The organism is Nocardiopsis sp. M1B1 (assembly GCF_052466615.1).
In genome coordinates this window covers 4490748-4507031 of the sequence record NZ_CP196194.1, presented here as the reverse complement: position 1 = coordinate 4507031, position 16284 = coordinate 4490748, and the positions used below count along the sequence as shown (strand labels likewise).

The window sequence follows — 16284 nt, the reverse complement described above, 5'->3', positions numbered from 1 at the left end:
CCAGGCAAGTGATGCGTGGGCGCACGGGGACTGCGGTGTTCGGATCGGGGGGCGTGCGTGGAGACGCGGGACGAGAGGACGTTCCTGAGGGTGTCCTTCGCGCTACCAACTGTAGCCAGTATCCGCCACGGAGTGTTACGGTCTGTTGTTCGCTTGGTAACCATTTTCCTGTCTTCACATGTCCTGGGGATAAATCCGGACAGAGAAAACCCCGAGGTGGTGGGTTCGCCCACCGCCTCGGGGTGTGAAGTGATGTACCTCTCGTGCGACCAGGGGGCCGGAAAAGGGTCGTTACCGCGTGTTGCGGACGTCCGGAAGATCAGATGAAGCGGCCGTCCTCGTACCCGCCCTCGTAACGGTTGCGACCGTGGCCGTGCGGGTCGTTCGGGTCGGCCGGGTACGGCCCCGGCGCCTGCGGCCCGCCGGGGTGCCGCTCCTCCTCACCGGACTGCCAGTCCGGAGCGGGCGGGAAGCCGCCGTAACCGGGCTGCTGCGGCTGCTGGGGCTGGCCGCCGGACGGGTAGCCGCCCGGGGCGCCGGGGTAGCCGCCGGTGTCCGCGGCCGGGTAGCCGAACGGGGCCTGTTCGCCGTAGCCCGCCGGGGCGTCCCCGCGCACCTGGTCCACCGGGTAGCCGCCCGTCGGATAACCGCCCTGCGGGTACCCGGGAGCCTCACCGGGGAACGCGGACGGGTAGGCGGGCTGGCCGACCGTCCCCGGGTCGAACGGCGCCGGGGTCTCCGGGGCTCCGGGGCCCGCGGCCCCTCCCGGGAAACCCGCCGCGCCGGGACCGCCGTGGACGCCCGGGGCACCGAAGGCGCCGCCGTCCTCCTGTGGACCCCACAGCGGGGGGTTGGGGTCCGGCTGGACCGGGCGGCTGTGGGCGCCGGTGTCGTAGGGGGAGCGGTGGTGGGTTCCGGTGTCGTAGTCGTTGCGGTTGAAGGAGTCGGTGTCGTAGGAGGGGCGGGTGTGGTTGCCGGTGTCGTACTCGGGTCGTCCGGTGCCGGGCACGCCGTAGTCGGAGTGGCTGTGGGCGCCCGTGTCGTAGGACGAGCGCTGGTGTGCCCCGGTGTCGTAGGAGGACCTCTGGTGCGTCCCGCTGTCGTAGGGGGAGCGGTGGTGGGTTCCGGTGTCGTAGTCGTTGCGGTTGAAGGAGTCGGTGTCGTAGGAGGGGCGGGTGTGGTTGCCGGTGTCGTACTCGGGTCGTCCGGTGCCGGGCACGCCGTAGTCGGAGTGGCTGTGGGCGCCCGTGTCGTAGGACGAGCGCTGGTGCGCTCCGGTGTCGTAGGAGGACCTCTGGTGGGCGCCGGTGTCGTAGGCCGAACGCTGGTGGGACCCCGTGTCGTAGGCCGGGCGCTGGTGCGTGCCGGCGGTGTGGGACGTCTCCGGCCGCGGCCGGTAACCGCCGCTCAGGGGGTCGGCGGGATCGCCCGCACCGCCCGGAGGGGTCTGACCCGTGCCCGAGCCGCCCTGTCCGCCGCCGAAGCCGAGCTCGGAGCGCTGGTGCGCGCCGGTGTCCATGCTGGACCATATCGGCGAACTCGTGCCGGTGTCCGGGGCCGGGGGCTGGAACGCCGGGTCGAGCGGATCGGCGGGGGGCGCGCTCCGCGCACCGGCGGTCCCCGGGTAGTCCGAGCGGCTCATCGATCCGCTGTCGTAGGAGGAGCGGCCCTGGAACGGGTCCCCCGCCGACGGAACGGAACCGGACCCGCCGAGGGGGTCGCGCCCCGGGGAGGACCCCAGCGGGTCGCGCGTGCCGGACGAAGCCCCCAGCGGATCGTGCGCGCCGGTGGTGGAGCCCAGCGGATCGGTGGAGGAGGGCGAGTAGGAGGAACGGGGCGACCACGAACCGGTCCCCAGGGGGTCGTCCGGGGCCGAGGCGGCCGGTGCGGCCGGCTGGGAGGGCTGGGGGACGCCCTGCGGGGGCGTGGCCTCCCGCGCGGGGGGAAGCGCGGAACGCGGCGGAGCCCCCGGCGGCAGGGCGCGCTCGTCCTCGCCGCCCGGTTCGGCCCCGCGCCGCCTGCGGCCCCGGCCCCGCGACGGCTCCTCCGCGTCGTCCTCCGCCGGCCGGGGTCCGCTGCCCTGGCCCAGGCTGGCCAGCACGGCCAGGTCGGCGGAGGGGTCGCCGCTCCCGCGGCCTCCCGTGGCGGGCATGACCGTGGTGGCTCCGGGGGGCCCGGACGCCTCCTCGTCCTCGTAGTCCCCGTACCCGTCGTCGTAGTCGTCGTCCTCGTACTCATGGGCGGTCACGGTGACGGCGGCGTCCCGGTCCCCGCGCCCGTCCCGCGCACCGGAGGGCCGCTGCGCCGGGCCGTCCTCGCCCAGGCTCGACCAGAAGTCGTTGTCGGACAGGGAGTCGTCATCGTCGTCCCAGTCCGCGTCGAGCTTGCGCCTGCCCCGGGGCCGCCGCTCCGCCTTGGCGCCGCCGCCCGGACGGGACCTGCGGCCGCGTCCGCGCGGCTCCGGCTCCTCGTCGTCCTCGTCCTCGTCGAGGTCGCGAGCCCGGCCCCCGCCGCGTCCGCGGTCCCCGCCGCGGGCCCGCTCCCGACCGCGCCCGCGACCGCGCGGCCGCTCCTCGTCGCGGTCGTCGCCCTCGGCGTCCTCGTGCTCGTACTCGTCGTCGTAGTCGTCCTCGCGGGAGCCGGAGCTCAGCGCGCGCATGCCCAGCAGCAGGAGCACGAGCACGGCGAGCACGACGATGACGGCGATGATGATGATGACGGTGACGGTCATGGTGTACGCACTACCTTGGGGAGGTCGGCCGCGCCCGGGTCGCACCGGTGACCGGCCGAGAGGAGGCCGGTCGAGGGGAGGCGGTGACCTCCGGGGACCGCGGTGATCCGGTGGGTTCGGCCTGCGCTCGCGGGGGGACGCAGGCGGTCCGGTGCGGTTTAGGGTCAGGGCGCCGCGCGGCGAATGGACGAGTATCGGTCATCTGAAATGGGGCGGGGGGCACAGACCCACTGTATGCGTTGTCGTGCTCCGTGTGCAGAGGGCTACGGGAGCTTCCTCCAGGAATCACCGTGACCCCGGATCCGTCGGGTCGTCCGGGGCCGTTCCGGAGGCAGCGCCCGCGGTGAACTATGTCACTCGCTGCGCGTGACCAGCGAACCGCGTGCGACGGCCTGGTCCGCGATCGCCTCCAGCGAGGCGCTCAGCGTCGCGCCCTCGGGCAGGTCCAGCGGACCCCGGAGGGCGTACACGGTGAACCGGTACTCGTAGGCCTCGTCGGGCTCGGGGCAGGGCGGGTCGTAGGCGGACTCGCCGATGCTGTTCTGGCCCTGCTTGGCGTCGGCCGGAACGGTGTTCTGGCGCAGCTCGACCAGTTCGGGGTCCAGGTCGTAGACCACCCAGAACACCTGCGCCACCTGCGGGTCGTCCATCACCAGGGCGATCGACCCGGCCTCGTCGGGAAGCCCCGACCAGCTCAGCGGCGGCGAGTACGCCTGCTGTGCCTCCTCGGGGTCCTCGGAGCCGCCCGTGTCGCCCTCGCCCTCCGCGGTGGTCTCGGCCTCGCCCTCGCAGGAGTAGGCCGCGGGAAGCGGCTCGCCCTCCTGCATCAGCGGGCTCGTGACGTTGATGTCGTCGGGCATGTCGCCGTTCTGCGCGGGCGAGAGGATCCCGCAGCCCGTGGTCAGTGCCACGACGGCCCCGGCCGCCACCGCGCCGGCGCGCGTACCGGGGGACGGGCGGGCCGCACGCGGCGCACCGGTGGTCCGGGGGAAGGGGAGGGCCGGGAACAATGGGACTCCTGCTTTTCGGGCCGTGGAGGCGAACATCTCGGTGACGCGGGTGCGGCGCTCGGAGGAGACCCGGCGCCGGACCGGCGGGGGAACGGGCGGCTCCGCGGGCGGGCGCCGACGACACGTTCCCCAGCGAACCCTACTGCGGTCGGGCGGGCGTTCGGTCTCCCGTCCGCGCCCGTGCGCTCCCGCGCGGGACGCCGTGGCCCGCGTCCGGGCCCCGCGGTCGCGGTCGGGCCCCGCCGGCCGTGCCCCGCCGGTCGCGGTCCGGCGGGAACGGGACGGGGGGCGGCCCCTCACGGAGAGCGTTCGTCCGTACGATCGGTGATCATGGGTCGGTGCGGTTCTCCATCCTCGGGCCCCTGGCGGTCCACGACGCGACCGGGCGGCCCGTCGCCATCGGCGGCGCGCGCCTGCGCACGCTGCTCACCCTCCTCCTGCTCCGGCCCGGCCAGCGGATCGCCAACGACGAGCTCACCGACGCGGTCTGGGCGGGCAGCCCGCCCGCGTCGGCGGGCAACGCCCTCCAGGCCCTGGTCTCCCGCCTGCGCCGCGCGCTGGGCGAGGGCGCGCGCATCGACGGGGACGCCTCGGGGTACCGGTTGGCGGTCGAACCCGGACAGGTGGACCTGACCGAGTTCGAGTCCCTGGTCAGACGGGGGCGGGCCGGGCTCGCCGCAGGCAGGGCCGCCGACGCCGCCCGCGACCTGGGCGAGGCCCTCGCCCTGTGGCGCGGACCGGCCCTTTCCGACCTGACCGCCCAAGGCCTGGCCGAGGACACGGCGCTGCGCCTGGCCGAGACCCGCCGCGCGGCCCTGGAGGACCGGCTGAGCGCCCTGGCCGACCTGGGACTGCACGCCGAGGTCCTGCCCGAGGCGGAGGCCCTGTGCCGACGCGAACCGCACCGCGAGGGCCCCCTCGCGCTCCTCGTGCGCGCGCTGGCCGCCACCGGCCGCACCGCCGACGCCCTGGCCGCCTACGAGCGCTTCCGCTCCCACCTGGCCGACGGGCTGGGCCTCGACCCCTCGCCCCAACTGCGCGACCTGCACCTGAGGCTGCTGCGCGGCGAACTCGACGCGCCCCCCTCCGCCGAGCCCTCCCCGCTTCCGACCCCGGCCGCGCCCCTGCGCCTGCCCGCCGCCCTGACCAGCTTCGTGCCGCGCGACACCGAGGTGGACACCGCCGTCGACCTGCTCACCCGCGAGCGCCTGGTCACCCTGCTGGGCCCCGGCGGCGCGGGCAAGACCCGCCTGGCGATCGAGAGCGCCTCCGCGCTGGCGGCGCGGGCGCCCTCCCTGATCTCCCGCGGCGGCTGGTTCGTCGAACTCGCCTCCAGGACGGGCGCGGACGTCCCCCAGGCCCTGGCCTCCGCGCTGGAACTGCGCGAGCACGCCGTGCTCCAGGCGCGCTCCGCGGCCCCCACCGCGCCCGCCGCACTCGTCCCGCTCCTGGAACGGGTGGTCTCCTTCGTCGGCGACCGCCCCGTCCTCCTCGTCCTGGACAACTGCGAGCACATCGTCGAGGAGGTCGCCCCCGCCGTGGCGACGCTGCTGGCCCGCTGCCCCGGCCTGCGAATCCTGGCCACCTCCCGCGAACCCCTGGGCGTGCCCGGCGAACAGCTCCTGACCGTCCCCTCCCTGGACATGCCGCCCGAGGGAGCCTCCGCCGACCGGGCCGCCGCCTGCTCCTCGGTCGTCCTGTTCGCCGAACGCGCCGCCGCCGCGCGCCCCGGCTTTCGCGTCACCCCCGACAACGTCGCCCACGTCGTCCGCGTCGTCCGCGAGCTGGACGGCCTGCCGCTGGCCTTGGAGCTGGCCGCCGCGCGCCTGCGCTCCATGAGCACCGCCCAGCTCGCCGACCGGCTCCGCGACCGCTTCCGGCTCCTCACCGGGGGAGCCCGGTCGGCTCTGCCGCGCCACCGCACCCTGCGCGCCGTCGTCGACTGGAGCTGGGAGCTGCTCGACGAACCCGAGCGCCGCCTGCTGCGCCGCCTGTCGATCTTCGCCGGGGGAGCCACCCTGGAGGCCGTCGAACGGGTCTGCGCCGACCCCGGCACCGAGGGGGAGATCGGCGGCCACGACGCGTGGACCGTCCTGTTCGCCCTGGTCGACAAGTCCCTGGTGATCGCCGACAACCCCGACCGTGACGACACCCCGCCCCGTTACCGACAACTGGAGACCGTGCGCGCCTACGCCGCCGAACGCCTGGCGCGCAGCGGGGAGGAGGAGCGCGTGCGCGACGCGCACGCCCGCCACGTCCGCGACCTGTGGCGCTGGGCCGACCCGCTGCTGCGCGGTCCGCGCCAGGGGGAGCTGCTCGCCCGGCTGGCCGCCGAGGCCGACAACTGCGGCGCCGCCGTGCGCTGGGCCGTCGAGCGGCGCGACGCCGGGCTGGCCCTGGACCTGGTCGAGTGCACCCAGTGGTACTGGACCCTGTGCGGCTCCTGGCGCCAGCTCCACCACTGGGCCGTGGACGTCCTGGACATGGTCGGCGACCGGGTGCCCGAGGGGCGCGCCGTCGCCTACGCCAGCTGCCTGTTCCAGCGGGCCGACACGACCACCGACCACGAGTCGGTGCTGGAGCGCATACGCGAGGTCGAGGCCGTCCTGGAGCGGGCCGGTCAGCGGCCGGAGGAGCACCACATGCTCGTCTACGGCCTGGTCTACAGGGCGCTGCTGGAGGGCACGACCGGCGCCGCCCACGAACGCCTCGCCGTCGCGGCCGACCAGGCCGACCCGTGGATGCGGGCCCTCGTGGGGGTGCTGCTGTCCCTGTTCGACTCGGTCAACGGGCGCACCGGGCGGTCCATGGAACGCGCGAACGCCGCCCTGGAGCGGTTCCGGGCGTGCGGCGACACCTGGGGCGAGTGCCAGGCGCTCGTCCAGGTCGTGGACCTGTACCGGTTCGAGGACCTCGACCGCTGCCTCGACCTGCTCACCCTCGGTGTGCGCAGGGCCGAGGAGGCGGGGCTGGAGGCACTGGACTGGATGTTCCGTGTCCGCAGGGCCCAGGTCCTCACCGACCTCGGGGACCTGGAGGCCGCGCGCGAGGACCTGTGGGAGCTCCTCGGCTCCGAGCGGCCCGTGGAGAGGGAACAGATGGTCCTGTTGCGCCTGGCCGAGGGCCAGTGGCTGCGGGACGCGGGGGAGCCGGACGCGGCCCGCGCGGTCCTGGACCGGGCGGGCGAGGACCTCAAGGGCCTGGGCGGGTTCTCGCCCGTCTACGTGGAGGCGGGCTGGCGGACCCTGTACACCACCGTCGCCTGGAGGGCCGGTGACACCGGGCAGGCCTGGGAGCAGGCCCGGCTCGCGTGGCGGCTGGCCGACCACGGCCTGGGCCCGGTGTGCGCGGAGGTCCTGGACACCTTCGCCGTGCTGGCCGTCGGAGACGACCCGCGGCGCGGCGCCTGGCTGCTGGCCTGCGCCGAGGTGCTGCGCGGCATGCCCGACACCGCCACGCCCCTGGTGGTGCGGGCCCGCGAGAGCGCGCGCCGGGAGTTGGGCGAGCGGGAGTACGGCCTCGTCCTCGCCGGGGTCCGGGACATGGGCGCCGACCGGATCCACGGGCTCGTGGACGCCTGGCTGGCCGGGGACGCGCCCGGCGGCGCGGAGCGCCCCTGACCCCTCGCCCGCCGTGCCCGCGGCGTTCCGCTCCCGGCGGGGCGTTCGCGCTCCAGCGGGGCGCGGGCGGGCGGCCCGGAAGCCGTTCCCCGCAGGGAGGGGCGCCGCCGAACGGCACGCGGCCGCCCCGGAGCGCCCGGGGCGGCCGCGCGAGGGGTCCTCGTCGGTAGCGGGTCAGGTGCGGCGCCGGTAGGCCCACACGGCCAGCGGGAAGAAGACCGCGGTGATGATCGCGGCCCACACCACGGTCCACAGCACCGGGCCGGTGGCATCGCCCGAACCCAGCATCAGGGCGCGCATGGCGTCCACGACGTGGGTGACCGGGTTGTTGGCGGCCACCACCCGCAACCAGCTGGGCATGTCGTCGGGGCTGACGAACGCCGAGCTGCTGAAGGTCAGCGGGAACATCAGGATCATCCCGAACGCCTGCACCGCCATGGGGGTGCGCACGATCATGCCGATGAAGGCCGACATCCAGCACAGGGCGAACGCGAACAGCAGCACCAGGGCGGCCGCCACGACCACGCCCACCACGCCGCCCTCGGGGCGGAAGCCGATGGCCAGGCCCACCACCAGCACCATCACCACGGTGATCGAGTACCGGACCAGGTCGCCGAGGATGGCGCCCGTCAGCGGGGCCGAGCGGGCGATGGGCAGCGACCGGAACCGGTCGAAGATGCCCTTCTCCACGTCCTCGCTCAGGGAGAAGCCGGTGCCCAGCGTGGCGAAGATGACCGACTGGGCGATGATGCCGGGCATCAGGAAGTCGCGGTAGGTCTGCCAGTCGCCCATCATCGCCTGTCCGAAGACGAAGACGAACAGGGTCACGAACATGACCGGCTGCAACATCAGCCCGAAGACCTCTTCGGGGTTGGCCTTGATCTTCAGCACGCTGCGCCAGGCCAGCTGCAGGCCGTTGCGCACGGTGATCAGCGGACTGATCCGCTTCGGGGTGGTCGGCGCGTCCTCCGGCCGCGCCGACGGCGTCCGGGTCGTCACGGCGCTCATGCTCTGGTCCCTTCGTCAACGGCCCCCCGGGGGGCCTCCTCCTCGGCGGCGTGCCCGGTCAGGGCGAGGAAGACCTCGTCCAGGCTGGGCTTGCGCAGTGACAGCTCGGCTACGGCCACGCCCTGCTCGTCCAGGCGGCGCACCACCTCGGGCAGGACCGCCGAGTCGGTGACCGGGACGCTGGCCAGCAGCCCGTCGGAGGACACCGGGGTGCTGGTGACCGCCTCGATGATCCTGGTGGCCAGGGACAGCTGCCCGGTCTCGACGGTGCGCACCTCCAGCACCTGGTTGCCCGCCCGGCTCTTGAGCTCCTCGGGCGTGCCCTCGCTGATCACCCGGCCGTGGTCGAGCACCATGAGGTCGTCGGCCAGCTGGTCGGCCTCCTCCAGGTACTGGGTGGTGAGCAGGACGGTCACACCGTCGTCGACGAGCCCGCGCACCACGTCCCACAGCCCGTTGCGGCTGTGCGGGTCCAGGCCGGTGGTCGGCTCGTCCAGGTACAGCAGCGACGGGCGGCCGACCAGGCTCGCGGCCAGGTCCAGCCGTCGGCGCATGCCGCCCGAGTAGGTCTTGGCGGGGCGGTCGGCGGCGTCGGAGAGCTCGAAGCGCTCCATCAGCTCCGCCGAGCGCGCCCGCGCCCCGGCCCGGTCGAAGCCCAGCAGCCGGGCGATGAGCACGAGGTTCTGGGTTCCGGTCAGGTCGGCGTCGACCGCCGCGTACTGGCCGGTCAGCCCGATCAGGCGGCGCACCTCGTGGGGCTGGCGCGCCACGTCGAAGCCGCCCACCTCGGCGTGCCCCTCGTCGGGGCGCAGCAGGGTCGCCAGGATGCGCACCGTCGTGGTCTTCCCGGAGCCGTTGGGTCCCAGGACGCCCAGCACGGCCCCCGTCCTGGCCCTCAGGTCCACGCCGTCCAGGGCCCGTTTGCCCTTGAACTGCTTGACCAGGCCCTCCGCGCGGATGGCGTCAGTCATCGCTCCTCCAGATGTCAACGTCTGCTGTCAAGTCTGACCAACCGGTCTGACAGAACGCTGACAGCGCACGACGGGGAAACCCTCAGGAAACGGGCGCCGGTGTCAGCGCGTGTCAGGCGGCGGGTTCCTTCCGCCGGCGGCCCGCGCGGAGGCCGTCGCCGCCGTCGCGTCCGCGGCCCGCGGCGGAAGGGGCGGGCGCGGTGTGAGGCCCTAGACTCGTGCGCGTGATGGACACCCCCGCAACCCCCGGCCCCCAGGAGCCGCCGCGAACGCCCGGACCCGAGGCGCCCGTGCGGCTGCGCCCGCCGCTGCGCCGCGTGAGCGGCCGGGCGATCGGTGTGTGGACCCTGCGCCTGCTGTTCGCCAGCGTGTTCCTCCTGCTCCTGCTGTCGGCGGTCGCCTGGGCGGTCTCGTCGCTGGGCTGGACGTGGATCCCGCCGTGGGCGCGGGACAACGCCTGGCTGCTGCCGGGGGTCTACGCGCTCTACGCCCTGGTCGAGATCGCCGTCGTCCCCTCGTGGAGGTACCGGGTGCACCGCTGGGAGGTGGCGGGGGACGTCATCTACACGCGGGCGGGCTGGGTCAGCCGCTCCTGGCAGCTGGTCCCGGTCAACCGCCTGCAGACGGTCGACCACACGCAGGGGTGGTTGGAGCGCCTGTTCGGCGTGGCGACGCTGGAGGTGCAGACCGCCTCCTACGCCGGGTCGTCCACGATCGAGGGGCTGGACGCCGAGGAGGCGCGCCTGCTGAGCGAGGAACTGGCCGTGCGCGCCGGTACGCTGCGGGACGACGCGACCTGATGGACGGACACGCCGGACACCACGACCCGCCGGACCCGGCCGACCCCGACGACCGGGGCGGCTGGGTCGCCCCCGGAAGCGGTCCCGCGCCCTCGGGCCGGGGCGCGGGGGAGACCGCCGACCACGGCCCGGCCGCCGACTCCCGGCCGCCCCGGAGCCCTGACGTCCACGCGCCGAGGGCCCCCGGGTCCGGAGCGCCCTGGAGCCCCGGCGTTCACATGCCCCCCGACTCCGGCGCGCACGCGTTCCAGGACCCCGGTGCCCACCCGCTTCCGGGCCCCGGCGCCGAGGCACTCCGGGAACCGGGCCCGGAGCCTTCGGACGGTCCCCGCGACTGGTGGGGCGGGCAGGACGGCGGGGACGCGGAGGCCTTCGGCGCCGAGCGCGCCCGCCGCCTCAGCCCCCGCAGCGTGGTCGTGGGCCCCATCAACCAGCTCAGGGGCCTCCTGGTACCGATCGCCGCCGGGCTGGTGCTCGGCGGGTTCAACGCCTGGGTGCTCGCCGCCACGGGAGCGACCGTCGTGGCCCTGCTCGTCGGCGGGATCGTCACCTGGCGCACCACCCGCTACGAGGTCGCCGGGGACCGGCTGGAGATCCGCCGGGGCCTGCTCCGCCGCTCCCAGCGCACCATCCCGCTGGAGCGGGTGCGCGGCGTGGACGTCACCAGCACCCTGCTGCACCGGATGCTGGGCGTGGCCGTGGTCCGCGTCGAGGCCGCCGCGGGCTCCGCGGGCGCCACCGAGGACGGCAAGCTCGACGCCGTCTCGGCGGGCGAGGCCGACCGCCTGCGCCGGGTGCTGCTGCACCGCAGGGCGGTGCTCACCGGACACGGGGCCGGGGCCGCCGCCTCACCCGCCGCGCCGGGCGGGCCCGGCACGCGGGAGGGCGCCCCGGAACCCGGGGAGGCGCCCGGGACCCCCGGGGAGGACGACACCGTCACCCACTTCGCCATGCCCCGCTCGTGGTACCTGTACGGGACGCTGAGCCTGGGGTACCTGCTCACCCCGTTCGCGGTCCTGGCCACCCTGTTCGGGATGGTCCAGCAGACCGCCGGGGAGCTGGCCACCGACTACGTCGTGGACTGGGTGACCACGTCCGACCACAGCCTGCTCCTGCTGTCCGCGGCCCTCTTCGCCGGCGCGCTGGTGCTGCTGATGCCGGTGTTCGCCGTGATCTCCTACGCGCTCACCCACTGGGGCTTCACCCTCAGGGAGCGCGACGGCTCCCTGGTCGCCGAGCGGGGGCTGCTCACCCGGCGCAGCGTGACGCTGGAGAAGCGCCGCATCCGCGGGTACGAGCTCCTGGACAACCCCCTCGAACGCCTGCGCGGGGCGGTGCGCCTGCGCGCCATCGTCACCGGACTGGGCGACACCGCCAACCGCGCGGTGCTGCTGCCGATCGGGCCCCGCGCGGTGGTCGATGACGTCGTGGACCGCGCGCTGGCCCGGTACCGGGGCGGCCTCGACCGGCATCCGCGCGCCGCCCTGTACCGTCGTCTGACCCGCTCCTCGGGGCCGTTCGTGCTGCTCCTGGCGGTCGCACTGGCCGTGGACGCGGCGTGGCTGGCCTGGGCGGCCGCGGCCCTGGCGGTGCTGGGCGTGCCCCTGGGCGTGGACCGGTACCGCTCCCTGGGCCACGGCCACGACGGGGAGCGGGTGAGCGTGCGCTCGGGGTCGCTGCGCCGCTCCCAGGCGACGGTGGAGCACTCGGCGGTGATCGGCTGGTCCTGGACCCAGACCCTCTTCCAGCGCCCGTCCTCACTGGCCGACCTCAAAGTCACGGTCGGCGCGGGCGCGGGCGGCTACACCGCGCAGGACGCCTCGTTCGAGGAGTCGGTGGCCTTCGCCGCCCGGGTCACCCCCGAGATGGTGCGCCCCTTCCTGGTCGGCCCGCAGGGGACCGAGCCGGAGGGCGGGGCCGCGCGGCCGGACCCGCGCGGACCGGAGCACACGTGAGGGAGGGGTCGGCCGCACCGTGCGGCCGACCCCTCCCCGTGGGCGCGGGCGCGCCCTACTCGTCCTTCTTGGAGCCGAACATGATCTCGTCCCAGGACGGGACCGAGGCGCGTCGGCCGCGCCCCTTGCGCTTGGCCGCGGAAGGGCCGCTGTTGGCGGCGGCCGGGACCGCGGCCGCGGGCGGCTGCTCGGCGGCGCGGCGCGGGACGCCGTTGTCGTTGAGGTCGATGGTGGCGCGGCGGCGGCGCGGGGCCGGACGCTGCTGGGCGGGGCCCTCCGCGGCGGGCGGGGCGGCCTCGGGCTCGACCGGCCCGCCGGGCCGGGCCTCCATCCAGTCCGCACGCCGTTCGGGGCGGCGCCGCTCCTCGACCTCGGGCTCGTCGTAGGCGGCCGCTTCGGTCCGCCGCTCGGGGCGGTGGCGCTCCCGTGCAGGGGACTCGTCGCGGCCGGCGGTCTCGGGCCAGCGCTCGGACTCGGACCAGTGTTCGCTCCGCGGCCGCCGCTCGGGCTCGGACCCGCGCTCGTAGGCGGGCCAGCGCTCGGGCTCGGTGCGCGCGGCGGGGCGCTCGACGGGCTGCTCCCTGCGCGGACGCTCGTACCGCTCCGCCTGCGGCTCCGGGTACTGGTCCCACTCCAGCGGCCGGCGCCCGGCGGGCCGCTCGCGCTCGGCGGGACGCTCCGGGGCCCGCTCGCGCTCGACGGGACGGCGTTCGGCGGGGTGGCGCTCGGCGGCGGCCGGACGCGCGGGCGGCGCCGGGCGCGGCTGCTCGTCCCGGTACGCGGCGGAGGAAGGGCGCAGGGGCGCGGGGCGTTCGCGCTCGGAGGGCGGCTGGGACTCGGACCGGGGCAGGTCCGGGGCGGTCTCGGTGCGGCGCGGCGCGAAGGGCGTCACGGTCGCCCCGGGGGAGGGCACGGGTTCGGGGTCGGGTGAGGAGAACCGGGCGGCCTCCTCGTCGGCGGGGGCCACGCTGTTGTGTCTGGGCTCGTACAGCCAGTGGGCGACGCGCTCCTCGCCGCCGTGCAGGAACACGAGCTTGAGCTGCCAGGACCGGTCCTCGCGCTTCCACGAGTCCCACGCCGCGTCACCGGTCTCCAACTGGTGCGCGCCGATCCGCTTGGTGACCAACTCCTCCAGGGAGGGGCCCGGGGCGGCGTCGCCGTGCGCGCGCACGCTGGCGCGCTGGGCCTGCTGGGCGATGTACTCGCGTTCCTGGAGGACGGGGCCCTCGAACCAGCGGACCCGTTCGATGGGGATACCGGAGATCTCGGAGATGGCCTCCGCGGTCTCGCCGGACCGGATACGGGCCTGGATTTCCTTGGGGCGCAACGGATTCTCCACTTCGATCTCGTACTGGCCGAGCCGGGAGAACTGGCCGCGTACTGCGGCGCGGAGGCGGTCGTCGACGGGCAGCGTGAAACGGGTTCCACGGCCGGCGCTGGCGAGCACCAGGTAGGTGCCGTCCTCGCTCACGGCCACGAGGCGAAGCTCGTGCATCGCCCTCCCTTTCGCGTCCCGTCGAGGGCAGGTCCCGCGACCCACCCCCGCGTTCTCCAAGTCTGGTCGGCCGACAACTGTTCGGCCAGTACCGCGCCCGGCATGTCCGAACTGTGTGCCCGCCTCCCGATCCGCGGCTGCCGCCGCGGTTGGGAGCCGCCCCGGGGGTACCCGGGGCCCTCACGGTCGCTTCGGTGCCAATCTTGGCACGCTGACCCTTCCGCGACCGGGAGCGATCGCGGGGGAATGTCGCCGATCCCGCACGAGGGCTCAGCCGTGATGGTATCCCGCGTCCCCCGAATCCCCCCAGGTCTGGGAAAAACTCCGATCCCGGACCGTTCCACGGGTACACGGACCCTCCGGGACGCAACTCGACACGCCGATGTGTACCAGAGAGTGATGCTTCTTATTTCATGGCGTTATCGGAAACCTGTCGCCCTTAGCCTGAGTTATCAAGCTATGGGCGAAATGTGAAGTTCGGGGCCTGTGGGGTCGTATGCCCCACCACACGCCCATCCCGCGCTGACAGTCCCGTCGCGCCCGCGCGCGGCCGACGAAGGGGGGACGACCGGATGGGTCGGACCGCACACCACGACGACCAGGAAGAAGGGGAGGAGGGCGCCAAGGGGAAGAAGTTCGACCTGAGCGTCTCCCAGGTCGCCGGTGCCGGAGCCGCGACACTGGCCGCGGCCACCGCGGCCTCCTACCTGAACGTGTACGGCACCGTCATCGGCGCCGCCGGGATGGCCGCGCTCAGCACACTCGTCAGCCCGCTGCTGCAGCACTGGTTCTCGCGCGGGGGCGAGCAGGCCAGGCAGCTGGCCGGGCGGGCCTCCGGCCCCCGGGGCGCCACGGCGGTACCGGACGCCCCGGGGGCTCCGGTGGCGCCGCCGCCCGAGGGCATCTCCGAGACCGCCCTGCTGCGCCAGGTCTCCGGAACCGGGACCGCGCCCCCGTTCCGGGGCGAGGAGGACGCCGACGCCACCCGCACCATGGCCCTGCCCGCGCTGGACGGCCGCACCCCGGCCGACCCCGGCGCCACCGCGCGGATGCCCGCCGTCGGCCCGTGGCCCGCGGACGCGGACGCCCCCGGTGACCACGGCGGCTCCGACAGCGGCTCCTACGGCGGAACCGGCGGCGTCGGCGAGCGGGAGGGCGGTCGGCGGCGCGGCTGGCGCTCCCTGGTCATCCCGGCCACCGCGGTCTTCGTCCTGGTCATGCTGGTCATCCTGGTGTTCGAGCTGTTCACCGGGCGCTCGCTGACCTCCTGGACCCAGGGCTCGCAGGAGCCCAGCGCGCCCACGCTGTTCGGCGGCACCACCTCCGCGCCCCCGGCCCAGGAGGAGGAGCCCGAGGCGCCCGCGACCGGAGACGACGTCCCCGACCCCTCGCTCGGGGAGCAGGAGCAGGCCCCGGGCACCGGCCAGCCGACCGAACCCGCCCCCGAGACCGGAGCGCCCGAGGACGACGGGACCGGCGACGGCGGCGGCACGGAGGAGGAGGTCCCCGACGGCACCGGCGGGACCACCGAGCCCACCGAACCGCCGGAGGGCGACGGCGGGACCCAGGACCCGGGCGGGCAGACGCCCGGACCCGGGACCGGCGGACAGGGCGGCGAGGAGGCCGTCCCCGCGCCCCCGCCCGCCGTGCCCCAGACCGGCTGAGCGCGCCCGGCGGCGGCCGGGCCCTCAGCCGTCGAGGACGACCGGGTCCAGCCGCCGCAGGCGCTCGGGATCGGCCAGCACGTCGATGGCCGCGATCCTGCCGCCCGTGACGGTGAACCCCATGACGGACACCGCCCGCCCCCGCACGACCACGACCACCCCGGCCGCCCCGTTGACCAGCACGGGCCGGACGAACGGCGACAGGCCCCCGAAGGTGACGGCCTGACCGGCCACGGCCCGCGCGCCGGTGATCACCCGGGTGTGCCCGGCGCGCGCGGCGCCGCCGTCCGAGCGCAGCACGACGTCGGCGTCCAGCACGCTCACCAGGCCGTCGATGTCGCCGTCGCGGGCCGCGGCGAAGAACGCGTCGACGACCTGGCGCTGCAGGGCCGGGTCGCGGTCGGGGGCCGGGGCCCGGCCGCGCACCCGCCTGCGCGCCCGGCTCGCGAGCTGCCTCGCCGCGGCCGGGGAGCGCTCGATCATCGGGGCGATCTCCTCGAAGGGCACCGCGAACATGTCGTGCAGCACGAACGCGAGCCGCTCGGCGGGCTTGAGAGTCTCCAGCACCACCAGCAGCGCCAGTCCCACGGTGTCGGCCAGCACCGCCTCCCGTTCGGGGTCGCCGCCCTCCTCGGGGCTGACGACGGGGTCGGGCACGCGCACGTCGAGGGGGTCCTCGCGCCGCCGCTCCCGCGAGCGCAGCGTGTTCAGGCACACCCGCGCCACCACGGTGGTCAGCCACCCGGCGAGGTTGTCGATCTCCTCGGCGCCGCCGCGGTTCAGGCGCAGCCAGGCCTCCTGCACGGCGTCGTCGGCCTCGCCCGCCGAACCCAGGATCCGGTAGGCCACCGCGCGCAGGCGGGGCCGGTGCTCCTCGAAGCGTCCGGCCAGCCGTGCGTCCTCGTCCATCTCTCAACATCCCCCTCGGAGCGGCGTCACAGGCACGACCCCGCCGGCGCGGCCCGTGTGACCGCCTCCGGGCAGGGGGCGCGGGGCCCCGCCCGGGAGCCGGCGCCGCCACCGGCCCGCG

The 16284-nt window shown here is 75.4% G+C and carries 10 protein-coding genes; 4 read left to right on the top strand and 6 right to left on the bottom strand.

From position 1 onward, the window contains the following. Positions 1-319: 319 nt before the first annotated feature. Positions 320-2731, bottom strand: coding sequence for a hypothetical protein (locus tag ACSTA4_RS19530; RefSeq protein WP_444960522.1), 2412 nt, complete (start codon positions 2729-2731; stop codon positions 320-322). Positions 2732-3084: 353 nt separating this feature from the next. After that, on the bottom strand, positions 3085-3741 hold the full coding sequence (locus tag ACSTA4_RS19525; protein WP_444960521.1) for a YbhB/YbcL family Raf kinase inhibitor-like protein: 657 nt from the start codon (positions 3739-3741) through the stop codon (positions 3085-3087). Between the two features lie 338 nt (positions 3742-4079). Between ACSTA4_RS19525 and ACSTA4_RS19520 the strand changes: the two genes are divergently transcribed. Then, positions 4080-7361, top strand: a complete 3282-nt coding sequence (locus ACSTA4_RS19520) for an AfsR/SARP family transcriptional regulator (protein ID WP_444960520.1) — start codon at positions 4080-4082, stop codon at positions 7359-7361. A gap of 174 nt (positions 7362-7535) precedes the next feature. Here ACSTA4_RS19520 and ACSTA4_RS19515 read toward each other — a convergent pair whose 3' ends face one another. Both ACSTA4_RS19515 and ACSTA4_RS19510 read right to left on the bottom strand, forming a co-directional pair. Continuing rightward, positions 7536-8369, bottom strand: a complete 834-nt coding sequence (locus tag ACSTA4_RS19515; RefSeq protein WP_416026450.1) for an ABC transporter permease — start codon at positions 8367-8369, stop codon at positions 7536-7538. Beyond that, the gene (locus ACSTA4_RS19510) at positions 8366-9340 is read right to left on the bottom strand and encodes an ATP-binding cassette domain-containing protein (RefSeq protein WP_248771170.1); all 975 of its coding nucleotides are present in this window, start codon (positions 9338-9340) and stop codon (positions 8366-8368) included. The genes ACSTA4_RS19515 and ACSTA4_RS19510 overlap by 4 nt, the downstream gene beginning before the upstream one ends. A gap of 227 nt (positions 9341-9567) precedes the next feature. On the opposite strand from ACSTA4_RS19510, the gene ACSTA4_RS19505 reads away from it, so the two are divergent. Beyond that, positions 9568-10140 (top strand): PH domain-containing protein, encoded by a 573-nt coding sequence (locus ACSTA4_RS19505; RefSeq protein ID WP_394358105.1) that lies wholly within the window; start codon positions 9568-9570, stop codon positions 10138-10140. Further along, entirely contained in the window at positions 10140-12095 is a 1956-nt protein-coding gene (locus ACSTA4_RS19500) for a PH domain-containing protein (RefSeq protein WP_444960519.1), read from the top strand. The genes ACSTA4_RS19505 and ACSTA4_RS19500 overlap by 1 nt, the downstream gene beginning before the upstream one ends. A gap of 55 nt (positions 12096-12150) precedes the next feature. Here the strand turns inward: ACSTA4_RS19500 and sepH are convergent, their stop codons facing one another. After that, on the bottom strand, positions 12151-13590 hold the full coding sequence (sepH, locus tag ACSTA4_RS19495) for a septation protein SepH (RefSeq protein ID WP_444960518.1): 1440 nt from the start codon (positions 13588-13590) through the stop codon (positions 12151-12153). A 572-nt stretch (positions 13591-14162) separates the two neighbouring features. Here sepH and ACSTA4_RS19490 point away from each other — a divergent pair. After that, on the top strand, positions 14163-15254 hold the full coding sequence (locus tag ACSTA4_RS19490; RefSeq protein ID WP_444960517.1) for a hypothetical protein: 1092 nt from the start codon (positions 14163-14165) through the stop codon (positions 15252-15254). Between the two features lie 24 nt (positions 15255-15278). Here ACSTA4_RS19490 and sigJ read toward each other — a convergent pair whose 3' ends face one another. Next, entirely contained in the window at positions 15279-16163 is an 885-nt protein-coding gene (gene sigJ, locus ACSTA4_RS19485) for an RNA polymerase sigma factor SigJ (protein ID WP_444960516.1), read from the bottom strand. Positions 16164-16284 lie beyond the last annotated feature (121 nt).

Coding starts and splice junctions, on each gene's coding strand:
- sigJ (WP_444960516.1), bottom strand. CDS start 16,163: ATGGACGAGGACGCACGGCTGGCCGGACGCTTCGAGGAGCACCGGCCC.
- ACSTA4_RS19500 (WP_444960519.1), top strand. CDS start 10,140: ATGGACGGACACGCCGGACACCACGACCCGCCGGACCCGGCCGACCCC.
- ACSTA4_RS19505 (WP_394358105.1), top strand. CDS start 9,568: ATGGACACCCCCGCAACCCCCGGCCCCCAGGAGCCGCCGCGAACGCCC.
- ACSTA4_RS19510 (WP_248771170.1), bottom strand. CDS start 9,340: ATGACTGACGCCATCCGCGCGGAGGGCCTGGTCAAGCAGTTCAAGGGC.
- sepH (WP_444960518.1), bottom strand. CDS start 13,590: ATGCACGAGCTTCGCCTCGTGGCCGTGAGCGAGGACGGCACCTACCTG.
- ACSTA4_RS19515 (WP_416026450.1), bottom strand. CDS start 8,369: ATGAGCGCCGTGACGACCCGGACGCCGTCGGCGCGGCCGGAGGACGCG.
- ACSTA4_RS19490 (WP_444960517.1), top strand. CDS start 14,163: ATGGGTCGGACCGCACACCACGACGACCAGGAAGAAGGGGAGGAGGGC.
- ACSTA4_RS19530 (WP_444960522.1), bottom strand. CDS start 2,731: ATGACCGTCACCGTCATCATCATCATCGCCGTCATCGTCGTGCTCGCC.